Raw genomic sequence first — 297 nt, forward strand, 5'->3', positions numbered from 1 at the left:
CTTGCCCCACGAGGCGGCTTCCTTCAGCGTCGACGACGAGCAGGCGCCGTCGCGGACGTCGGCCACCGTGGTCTGGACGGCGTACTTGTGCATGTCGGCCTCGACGCCGAGGCTCTCGGCGCAGACGACGGTGTCCTGGGCGAAGTTCTTCGGCACGCCGCCGCCGACCATGAACAGGCCCGTGGTGCCGGCCGCGATCTTGATGTCGGGCAGTTCGCGGAAGTCCGCGACGGCGTCGATCATCAGATAGGGCTACTTGGCGGCGATCTTTTCCTTCTGGTCCTTGACCAGGCAGAA

The 297-nt window shown here is 66.3% G+C and carries 1 pseudogene; it reads right to left on the reverse strand.

Annotated elements, in window-relative coordinates:
* A pseudogene (locus EIK80_RS25475) lies at window positions 1-297 on the reverse strand (deoxyhypusine synthase family protein); the annotation flags it as partial.

The sequence above is a fragment of the Caulobacter sp. 602-1 genome, from assembly GCF_003931565.1.
Classification (GTDB): domain Bacteria; phylum Pseudomonadota; class Alphaproteobacteria; order Caulobacterales; family Caulobacteraceae; genus Caulobacter.